The 11,355-nt window shown below is 63.8% G+C and carries 5 protein-coding genes; all 5 read right to left on the reverse strand.

Annotated elements, in window-relative coordinates:
* On the reverse strand, positions 1 to 209 hold a 209-nt coding region (locus tag BLX41_RS33615; RefSeq protein ID WP_221179202.1), incomplete at its 3' end, for a hypothetical protein.
* A gap of 144 nt (positions 210 to 353) precedes the next feature.
* Positions 354 to 764, reverse strand: coding sequence for a hypothetical protein (locus BLX41_RS11415; protein ID WP_148059709.1), 411 nt, complete (start codon positions 762 to 764; stop codon positions 354 to 356).
* Positions 765 to 774: 10 nt separating this feature from the next.
* Positions 775 to 1,008 (reverse strand): hypothetical protein, encoded by a 234-nt coding sequence (locus tag BLX41_RS11420; RefSeq protein WP_123724953.1) that lies wholly within the window; start codon positions 1,006 to 1,008, stop codon positions 775 to 777.
* A gap of 13 nt (positions 1,009 to 1,021) precedes the next feature.
* Positions 1,022 to 1,204, reverse strand: a complete 183-nt coding sequence (locus BLX41_RS11425; protein ID WP_123724954.1) for a hypothetical protein — start codon at positions 1,202 to 1,204, stop codon at positions 1,022 to 1,024.
* Between the two features lie 347 nt (positions 1,205 to 1,551).
* Positions 1,552 to 11,352, reverse strand: coding sequence for a non-ribosomal peptide synthetase (locus tag BLX41_RS11430; protein WP_311197480.1), 9,801 nt, complete (start codon positions 11,350 to 11,352; stop codon positions 1,552 to 1,554).
* Positions 11,353 to 11,355 lie beyond the last annotated feature (3 nt).

Raw genomic sequence — 11,355 nt, forward strand, 5'->3', positions numbered from 1 at the left:
TACATATTCTGCATCGTATTAGAAGACTCAGCAGTTGGGTCAGAAACAAGCACACACTTTTCAGCCCACTGCTGGGCTGTTGTTTGCAATGTAGTAGTATCATAAGTTATCGGGAGGGTGTCGTACTGTTTCCAACGATATTCATTCACACTGTCGATGAAAGATTGTGCGACCGCTGGTGATACTGCGGCCTGTATGGCTGACGACATTAGGCCACCTGTAACAAAAATAACCAAAGACGCAGTGCATAGCAGCGAGGTTCGTAATGAGTGATCTAGCGGCATCATAGTCTTCCTTGTTTTTATGTTTGAAAACTAAATGTAGTTCACTCCAAAAACTTCACCACTTGACTTTTATCTTTTGAGGGAAATGGAAACGTTAGGGATGGAAGCCCGCAGAGGTGGAGACAGGTCGGCTGTTTGACCTGGCTCGATGCGCAGCACGAAAGCCCGGCCCTGAGCGAAGCGCAGGGAACTCCCCTTTCCCTGATCTTTTCTATCATCCAAGCCAGTGGAACGACTCAAGCAAAGTGCCGAGCAACACAAAAAACCTTCACGCTTACGCATCTGCTGCCGGCCGCTGTCATGATTAACCGAAGGCACCTGCTCTTCCCCTCTAATCAAAACAGAGTATGAGGGCTTCATGTCGATTGAAACTTCATAAATCGCGTGCTTGGCCGTAGTCCCATCTATCTTCACCCACCATTGATCGTCCAGCTGGAAGCGGGCTTCAAGTGAAAGGTTACGAAAGAGCACGCTCTTCATCATCTTTTTCCTACGCATTTTCGATGGGTGCGGGAGCCTTCCACTCAAGCCCACCGCCAAACATCCGGGCCGCAGCTGATTTAGCTCCGCGTACTGTTTGGTAGCCGCGTGGTAACTCCAGGTAAACGCGGCTACCTCGGCGATCAAGATTGCATTCAAGAGTGAACGGTTTTTCGAAACGATTTGCCGCCTCGATGCGTAGCTCATCACTACCGATCTTCGTTACAAACAAAACATCACTCATGGCACTTTTTCCCTTAACTGCGGACCACGGAAACGGTGCTGTTCACACGACGCATAACCTCGTCCTGGTGCGCTTGGGTTTTGGCTTGGGCCAACTCGGCAGGATCTGCCGCGCTGACGATGGTTGCGACTACACCGTACTTGCGGCCCTGGTCGCGGTAGAACTTGAACAGTTCAAGTTCAGCGGGGGTCAGCATGGCTGAATATGCGGCCATCCAAAGCCAACGCCGATTCAATGCTCATTGTGTTGCTCATAATCGGTTCCTTGTTTTCGCGGACGCGAAAATTGGCGTCCCTTCTACTCACTCGGCCCCGGTTTTTTAGGCCAGGGCTTGAGGGTGCAACTGAGCGTTTCCTACTTAGCTGCGCTGCATAGCGCAGCGAACTGGTATGGATTGCCTGCCATTGCGTTTTCCTCCACATCCTCGCAATACGTGTAGCCCTCAGTTTCGACCTCGACCGCCCACGGCTGCGGCACGCCTCCAGCTTTAAAAGCGAAAGAACAGTCACCTGCCCTCCCGCCCTTCACTCCAATCTCCTAAGCCTAAGCCCCCACCCGCACCTCCCGCTGAGACCGAATCCCACCCAACTGCGCCAGCACCTGCGCCAGCGAGAGTGCCGGCGAACCATCTGCCAACACCCCAAGCAACTGCACCAGTTGCAGGTTCAACCCCTGCACCGCCGCCTCGCTAAAGGCCTCAAGACGATGGTCATAGTGGAACTGCAACTGCCCCTTGAGCTCGACATACAAGGTCAGCGCCGAACTGGTCTGCTCGAAACTGTGCATGCTCTCCAGACGCAAATCACCGACATCACCACCGGCCGACGCCGCACTGACCGGATAGTTCTCGAACACGATCACCGTGTCGCTCAACTCCCCGCCCGGCAATCCGGCCCAGCCCTCGATATCGCTCAAGGCGCTGTAACCGTGCTCACGCATCAGCACGTTGCGCCCTTGCAGCTCCTGCAGCCAGTCACCCACGCGCTGCTCCGGCTCGATACGGGCCACCAGCGGCACATCGTTGATGTACAGCCCCAACTGCTGCTCGATACCCTTGAGCTGTGGCGGGCGTCCGGCGATGGTGGCGCCGCAGGCCACCGTCGACTGACCGCAATGTACGTGCAGGAGCAACAGCCAGGCCGCCTGCACCAGGGTGTTGGCGGTGATCTTCTGCTGCCGGGCGAAACGGGTCAGTTGTTCGGTCTGGGCCTCGTCGAATTCGAAGTAATGCTGGCGATGCCCACCCCGCTGCCGATCGCCCTGGGCCATCGCGCAGGCACTGAGCAAGGTCGGCGCCTGCAGTGGCTTGAGCTGTTCACGCCAGAAGCACTCGTCAGCCTGCTGGTCCCGGGCCTGCAGCCAGGCAATGTAGTCATGGTAGCCAGCCGGTCGGTGACTGATGGCCTGCCCGGTGTAGGCCGCCAGCACATCGTTGAACAACTGGAACCCGCTCCAGCCGTCCAACAGGATGTGATGGTTGGTACAGATCAGCCGGTAGCGTCCCTCCCCCAGCTTGATCACCTGCAGACGCAGCAACGGCGCCTGGGCCAGGTCGAAGCCCTTGAGCCGGTCAGCCAGGGCCAGACGCTCCAGCGCATCGCTGCTCAACACAGTGCCGTCGAGCTCCTGGAACGGCACCTCGACCTGCTTGTGGACCACCTGCAGCGGCTGCGCCAGGGATCCGCCCCAGACAAAACGGCTGCGCAGGATCTCATGGGTATCCATGGCCTGCTGCCAGGCCTGACGCAGTCGCTGCGGGTCGACACCTTGCACATCCATGCACATCTGGTTGACGAAATCCCCCGCCTCATGGGCCTGCAACTCATGTTGCAACAAGGCCTGCTGCATCGGCGCCAATGGGTAGATGTCCTCGATCTGCGCCGGCACCAGCGTCAGGGCGTCGAGCTGTTCCTGGGTCAGCCGCGCCAGCGGGAAATCCGATGGCGTGACGCCGCCGCGGGCCTGGCAGCAATGCTCCACCAGTGCCTGCAGCGCCTGGACATAGTCCTGGGCCAGTGACTCGATCTGCGCACTGTCGAACATGCGCTGACTGAAGCTCCAGTCCAGGCGCAACTGACCGTCGTACACCTTGCCGCTGATGGACAGCCAGTTGCCCAGGGGGGCATCGATACTGGCATCCGCGCCATGGGCCTCGGGCGCCGGAATGAACAGTGCCTGAGGATCATCGAAACTGCCGTCGAACTGCCCCAGGTAGTTGAAGGTGACCCGAGGTTGGGCAAGCCCCTGCAACGCCTCGCGACTGGCGGTATCCCCCAGGTAACGCAGGGCACCGTAGCCGATCCCCTTGTTGGGGATCGCCCGCAGCTGTTCCTTGATCCGCTTGATCGAAGACTCGGCGCTGTCCCCGGCGCTCAGGCGCACCGGGAACACCGAGGTGAACCAGCCCACGGTGCGGCTCAGGTCCAGGTCCTCGAAGAGTTGCTCACGCCCGTGGCCTTCCAGCTGGATCAGGGTCGAAGGCTGTCCGGTCCACTGCCCCATGACCTGGGCCAGTGCCGCCAGCAACAAGTCGTTGACCTGGGTCCGGTAGGCGGCCGGAGCGCGTTGCAGCAAGCGTTGCGTGGTCGCGGCATCGAGCTGGACCTGCACGCTGTCAGCGTCGCGGCTCAAGGCCTGGGTGCCGGGTTCGACCCCAGGCAACGATGCCTGTGCGCCCGCAAGTTGCGCGCGCCAGTAGGCCAGCTCGGCCCGGGCCTCGGGCCCATGGGCATACGCTTGCAGGCGTCGGCCAAAGGCCTGATAAGAACTGCTCTTGGCAGGCAACTGCACCGCTTGCCCGGCCAGCGCCTGGGTGTAGGCGCTTTGCAGGTCCTCGAACAACAGGCGCCAGGACACGCCATCCACCACCAGGTGATGGGCCACCAGCAACAAGCGCTGAGTGGAGTCCGCCAGGGTCACCAACAGCGCCCGCAACAAAGGCCCGCGCTGCAGGTCGAGGCTGCACTGGACCTTCTCGCAGAGCTGCTCCAGCTCGTCGGCGTTGGCGGCTTCGGCCTGCCACAACAGGTCCGGACCGGGCCCGGACTGATCCAGCGGACCATGGCTGGCACTCCAGCCTGCGCTCCCCTGCTGGAACTGCAGACGCAATCCGTCGTGATGTTCAAGCAAGGCCCGCAAGCCCTGCTTCAGGGCCAGCGGGTTCAAGGGCGTGGCCGGAATCAGCAGCACCGACTGATTGAAATGGTGCCGCTGGGGAATCGGCTCGGCAAAGAACAGACGCTGGATCGGCAGCAGCGGCATGTCGCCGCTCACCGGTCCCTGGTCGATGTCGTCCTGCACCCCGCACTGCGCCACCGCCGCCAGCCCTCCGATGGTCTGTTGCTCGAACAGGTCCTTGGGGGTAAAGCGGATCGAGGCCTGACGCGCTCGGCTGACCAACTGCAGGGAGATGATCGAATCCCCGCCCAGCTCGAAGAAGTTGTCGGTCAGACCGACCTGCGCCAGCTTCAGCACGTCCTGCCAGATCTGTGCAAGGCGCTTCTCCAGATCGCTGCGCGGTGCCACATAGGCGTGGCTGGCCTGGGCCATTTCCGGCATGGGCAGCGCCTTGCGATCCAGCTTGCCATTGGGCGACAGCGGCAAGCGTTCGAGGAACAGCCAATAGGACGGCACCATGTAGTCGGGCAGGCAGGCCTTCAACGTCTGGCGCAGGGTTTCACGCAGCCTTTCCTGGTCTTGCTCGTCCTCACGCGCGGTCGCGGCCGTGACCAGATAAGCCACCAGACGCCGGCCATGGGCGGTGTCCTGGGCCAGGACCACCGCCTCGCTGACCTGCTCATGGGCCATCAGCCGCGCTTCGATTTCACCCAGCTCGATGCGGAAGCCACGGATCTTCACCTGGTTGTCGATACGCCCCAGGTATTCGAACACCCCGTCACTGCCCTGGCGCACCACATCCCCGGTGCGATACAGACGTCCCCCCAAGGGGCTGTAGGGATCGGGAACAAAGCGCTCGGCGGTCTGTGCGAAACGCTTCAGATAACCTCGCGCCAAGCCATTGCCGCCGATGTACAGCTCTCCGGCGACTCCCACTGGCAAGGGATTGAGATCGGCATCCAGGACATAGGCGCTGCGCTCGCCGACGCAATGGCCGATGGGCGCATAAGCAGCCGTACAGGGTTCACCGGCAGCGGTTTTCCACACCAGCGGCGTGACCACGGTTTCGGTGGGCCCGTAACCGTTGATCATGTACTGGGGACGCAACACCTGCTGGACCAGCTCGAAGCTGGCCTGAGGCATGGCATCGCCGCCAAAGCTGTAGAGGCGCATGGGCGGCGGATTGCCGACCCGCTGCACATGTTCCGCCAACTGATGCAGGTACGCCGGCGGGAAGCCGGCCATGGTCACGCCATGGCTGCGAATCGCTTCACAGGTCTGCTCCGGGGTCCACAGGCTGTCGTCACGCAGCAGCAGGCTGGCACCGCAGACAAAGGCGGTCAGCCAGCGTTCATGGGCGCCGTCGAAGGAAAACGACAGGAAATGCAGTTCACAGTCATCAGGCGTCATGCCATAGCGTTCGCCGGTGGTGCGACAGTGCATCGCCAGCGGACCATGGGCCACGGTGACACCCTTGGGTTGCCCGGTGGAGCCCGAGGTGTAGATCACATACGCCAGGCTCTCTGCCGCCACCGTCACCGCAGGCGCGGTCAGCGGATGCTGCCCGACCTCCAGGCGCGACAGATCGAGCACCGCCAGACCGGCGGCCGAAGGCAGGCGCTGCAACGACTCGGTGTCACTGAGCAACAGGGCCATGCCGGAATCCGCCATGAGGTAGGCCAGGCGGTCGGCGGGGTAGCTCAGGTCCAGCGGCACGAAGGCGCCGCCGGCCTTGAGTACCGCCAGCAAGGCCACCAGCAGCCCCTCGCCCCGGGGCAGGGCCACGCCGACCCGGACCTCCTGGCCGACCCCGCGGGCCACCAGTTCATGGGCCAGGCGGTTGGCTCGCTGGTCCAGTTCACCGTAGGTGAAGCGCTGCCCGGCAAACAGCACCGCCTGGCGCTCCGGCCAGCGTTGTGCCAGGGCACCGATGCTCTCGTGTACCGCCGGCTCGATCCCCGGCGCGACGGGCGCTACGCATTGGCTCGCCGTCTCGGCCGGGGTCAGCAGCTCGATGGCGCCCAGTTGCAACTGGGGGTTATCAATCAACTGCGCCAGCAGGTGCAGCAGATGGCCGTTGAGGCGCTCGATCACCGCCGCGCTGAAGGCCTCCCGGGCATAGCCGTAGCTGATGCTCAGACGCTGCTCCAGCGCCACCGCCACCGACAACGGATAGTTGGTGCGTTCACGACTCTGCACGGCACCAAAGCGCACGCTGGAAGCCTCCTCCTGCTCCAGGGCCTGGGCCACCGGGTAGTTGTCGAAGACCAGCAGGGTATCGAACAGCGCTTCACCGCTGCTGCCGGCCCAGCGCTGGATATCGTTGAGCGGCGTATGTTCGTATTCGCGCAGTTGCAGATTGTGCGCCTGAACCTGTTGCAGCCACTGCGCCACGCTCATCTGCGCATCGGGGGTGGCAATCACCGGCAAGGTATTGATGAACAGACCGATCTGCTGCTCAATCCCCGGCAGCTCCGAAGGACGCCCCGCCACCGTCGCGCCAAAGGCCACGGTGCTCTGTCCGGTATAGCGCTGCAACAGCAGGAGCCAGGCCGCCTGCAGCAGGGTGTTGGCGGTGATTTTCTGCTGCCGGGCGAAGGCCACCAGGCGCTCGGTCCACGGCTGGGTCCAATCATGGTGGAACTCGCCATGGCCGGCATCCGCGCCCGGGTTCTCCAGGGCGATGCTGCCCGCCAGGCGGGTCGGGGTCGACAAACGACCCAGTTGCTCGCGCCAGAAACTTTCACAGGCGCTCAGGTCCTGGCGTTGCAGCCACTGGATGTAGTCGCGATAACGTCCCGGAGCCTGTGGCGGTACCACCCCGGCGTAGCGTTGCAGGACCTCGCTCATCAACTGCGAACTGCTCCAGCCATCCATCAGGATGTGGTGGTTGGTGTAGATCAGTTGGTAGTCCTGGGCCGTGGTCTGCACCAGGCACAGGCGCAACAGCGGTGCACGATCGAAATGCGCACACAGGCTGCGCTCTTCGCCGGCCAGCGCGTCAAGGGCCGGCTCGCTGGCCTGCCCGTCCGACCAGTCGAGCACCCGGAACGGCAGCGCCAGCTGACGCTGGACAATCTGCACCGGTTGCTCGAGCTCCGCTTGCCAGTGGAAAGAGGTACGCAGGATGTCGTGGGCCTGCAGGGCATCTTCCCATGCCCGGCGGAAACGCTGCGGGTCCAAGCCCTGCACCGACACCCGCACCTGATTGACGTAATCGTCGCTGGCCTGCTCGTAGAGGGTGTGGAACAGCATGCCCTGCTGCATCGGCGACAAGGGATACAGGTCGACGATGGTTCGTGGGGCCACCGGCAGCGCATCCAGCTGAGCCTGGTTCAACCCGGCCAGGGGGAAGTCCGACGGCGAGACACCAGCCGAGGTGTCCAGGGTGCAATGCTCGATCAGCGCCTGCAGTTCCAGCAGGTAATCATCGGCCAGGCGCTGAACCGTCTGCGGCTTGAACAACTGATGGCTGAAACTCCAGCTCAGGGACAGTTCGCCCCCATAGACCTGGCTGTTGACCGTCAACCAGTTGCTCAGTGGCGCCTCATGGTGACGTTCGTCACCGGCCGCTTCCGGCGCCGGAGCCAAGAGTGACTGCGAGTCGAAGCTCTGGTCGAACTGCCCCAGGTAGTTGAAGGTGATCCGCGGCTGCGCAAGCCCCTGCAGGCGTTCGCGGACCGCGTCCTGCCCCAGGTAACGCAACGCGCCATAACCCAGGCCATTGGCCGGAACCCGACGCAAGTCCTCCTTGACCGCCTTGATCGAATCCGCGAGTTGCTGCGCCGGAGTCAGGCACAGCGGATAGAGACTGGTGAACCAGCCCACCGAACGCGACAGGTCGACATCGGCAAACAGTTCCTCGCGTCCGTGACCTTCCAACTGCACCAGCATCTGCGAATGCCCGGTCCAACGGCAGATCACCCGCGCCAGGGCGGCCAGCAACAGATCGTTGATCTGGGTGCGATAGGCCTTGGGGGCTTCCTGCAACAGCTGGCTGGTCAGCTCCCGAGGCAGCCGGGCATTGATCGCCGTGCCATGGCACGCCAGGTTCGCCCCGGCGGGATAGTCCAGGGGCAGGCCCTGAGGCGCCTGCTCCAGTTGCCGGCACCAGTAATCGAGTTCGTCGGTGTGCCCAAGGCGCTGCGCCCAGTCTTGCAGGTGCACGGCCCAATCCTGGAAAGCACTGGTCTTGGACGGCAGGACCGGCGCCGCCCCCTCGGCCAACTGCCGATAAAGGCTTTGCAGATCCTCCAGCAGAATCCGCCAGGACACGCCGTCCACCACCAGGTGATGGATGACCAGCAACAAACGCTGGCTGCCATCGTCCAGGTCCATCAGCACCGCGCGCAACAGCGGCCCCTGTTCCAGCTCGAGACTGCTCTGGGCCTGTTGGCCCAGTGCCTGAATCGCTGCGGCATCCGCCACCCGCTGCCGCCAGAGGCTGACCGGCTCGGGATGCTCCTGGTGTTCGGCCTGCCAGAGGCCGGCGTGCTGCCGATACCTCAGGCGCAACGCATCGTGCTGCACCAACAGTTGGTTCAGCGCGCGCTCCAGCAACGGCTCCTGCAGCGGCTCGCGGGGGGTCAGCAGCAGCGACTGGTTCCAGTGCTGGCGCTGGGGAATGTCGCTGGCAAAAAACACCTGCTGGATCGGCGTCAGCGGCATCGGGCCACGCACCGGTCCCTGATCGATGAGCAAGGCCGTGCCCTGCTTGGCCACCGCCGCCAGTTCAAGAATGCTCTGGCAGCGGAACACGTCCCGGGAAGATATCTGCAAGCCCGCCTGGCGTGCCCGGCTGACCATCTGGATGGCAATGATCGAGTCGCCACCCAGTTCGAAGAAGTTGTCGTTGATACCTATTCGCGGCTGGTTCAAGACCTCCTGCCAGATATCCACCAGTGTCTGTTGCACGGGGTTCTGTGCCGCACGGTAGAGGTCCTGCGGACGGCCCTGCTCAGGGCGCGGCAGAGCCTGGCGATCGAGCTTGCCGTTGGGGCTCAGGGGCAGCGCCGGCAGCAACAGCAGGTGGCTGGGCACCTGATGGGCCGACAGGTGCGCGTTCATGTGCTGCTTGAGCCCTTCCTTGCACTGATCCGGGTCGAGCCCGGACTGGCACACCAGATAGGCCACCAACTGCTTGCCCTGGGGTCCATCCAGGGCCAGTACCGCACACTCGCGCACCCAGGGATGACTGTGCAGGCAGGCCTGGATTTCTCCCGGCTCGACCCGGAAGCCACGAATCTTGATCTGCTGGTCGATGCGCCCGCAGAACTCGATGCTGCCGTCACGGCGGTAGCGCACCTGATCGCCAGTGCGGTACAGCCGGGCGCCACCCTGCGGGTCGAAAGGATCGGGGATGAAGCTGGCAGCGGTCAGCTCAGGACGCCGATGGTAATCACGGGCCAGTCCGGCACCGGCCAGATACAGTTCGCCCAGGCTGCCGATGGCCGCCGGCTGGCCTTCGCTGTCCAGCACATAGGCGCGGACATTGGTCAGCGGCCGGCCCATGGGAATCGACGCGGCCTGGGACCAGTCGCCCTCCACGGCCTGGGTCAGGGCGCCCACGGTGCTTTCGGTCGGCCCGTAGTGGTTGACGATCCGGCACTGCGGCGCCAGGCGCTGGATGCGCTCAACCAGGCTCACCGGGCAGGCTTCGCCACCCAGGACCAGGCATTGACGTGGCAGCACCGCGCCATTGTCCTCACCCAACAGCGCCGCCAGGTGCGAGGGGACAATTTTCAGCACATCGATCTGTTGCTGTTGCAGGTACTGGCCCAGGCCCGCACCGTCCACCGCCAGATCGGCGCTGATCACGTGCAGCGCCTGACCGCCGCACAGGGCACCGAACAGCACCGTGTGCCCAAGGTCCGCCGCCGGCGTGGACACCAGCGCCATGCTGCGGGCCGACGCCAGCGGCAGACGCTGGTGAATGGCCGCCACGTAGTTGGCCAGGGCGCCGTGGCTGATGGTCACGCCCTTGGCCCGGCCCGTGGAGCCGGACGTGAAGATCACGTACGCCAGGTGCCCGGGAGCCGTCAGGGGTTCGAGGTTGTTGCCACTCAGGGCCTGGCGTGCCGGTGAATCCTCGAGGGGCTCGATACAGAGCCCGGGCAGATCGGCAAAACGCCCGATCAGCTGCTGTTGGGCCAGCAACTGGGTAATCCTGCTGTCCTCGATCATGCCGTTGAGGCGTTCCTGGGGGTATTCGGGGTCCAGAGGCACGTAGGCGCCGCCGGCCTTGAGCACCGCCAGCAGGCCCACGATCATCTCGATCGAGCGTTGCGCGGCAATGCCCACCAGCACATCCGGGCCCACGCCGCGCTCGCGCAGCTGACGCGCCAGGCGGTTGGCCTGCGCATTGAGCTGTTGATACGTCAGTTGCTGACCGGCGCAGACCACGGCCAGCGCATCGGGGCTGCGCACTGCATGCGCCTCGACACAGGCCGGTACCGACAGGGGGGGACGCTCAAAGGCGCTGCCGAGGTTCCACTGCTCCAGTATCTGCGTGCGCTCTGCCGCATCCAGCATCGGCAGTTCGCCCAGGCGACGCTGCGGTTCGCGCACCACGGCCTGCAACAGGTTGTGCCAATGCCGGGCCATCTGCTCGATGGTCTGCGGGTCGAACAGGTCGCTGGCGTAGACCAGCGCTCCCTGCAGGCGCCCGCCTTCTTCATGGGTGTTGAAGGTCAGGTCGAAGCGCACGGATTCGCTGTCGCTGGCCAGGGCCTCGATCTTCAGCCCGGGAATCTCCACCCGCGCGCCTTCGTTGTCCCCCGCCAGGTGGTTGTAGAGCACCTGGAACAATGGGCTCTGGTTCAAGCTGCGCTCAGGCTGCAGGGCATCGACCAGTTGCTCGAACGGCAGGTCCTGATGCGCCTGGGCCTCCAGCACCCGGGTCTTGACCTGGGCCAGCAAGGTGCTGAATGACTGCTGCGGGTCGATCTCGGCCTGCAGCACCTGGGTGTTGACGAAAAAGCCGATCAGCCCCTCAACTTCGGCCCGCGTGCGGTTGGCCACCGGCGTGCCCACGCGAATGCTGCGGGCACCGCTGTAGCGCTGCAGCAGCACCTGCAGGGACGCCAGCAGCACCATGAACAGGGTGCAGCCGGTACTCGCGGCCAGTTCGCGCACACCGCGGTCCAGGTCCTGATCGAAGACCATGGCGTGGCGCCCGCCCCGGGCACTGCGCACCGGCGGGCGCGGCCGGGCCAGAGGCAGGTCCAGAGG

It is taken from the genome of Pseudomonas protegens, assembly GCF_003732485.1.
GTDB lineage: Bacteria > Pseudomonadota > Gammaproteobacteria > Pseudomonadales > Pseudomonadaceae > Aquipseudomonas > Aquipseudomonas protegens_B.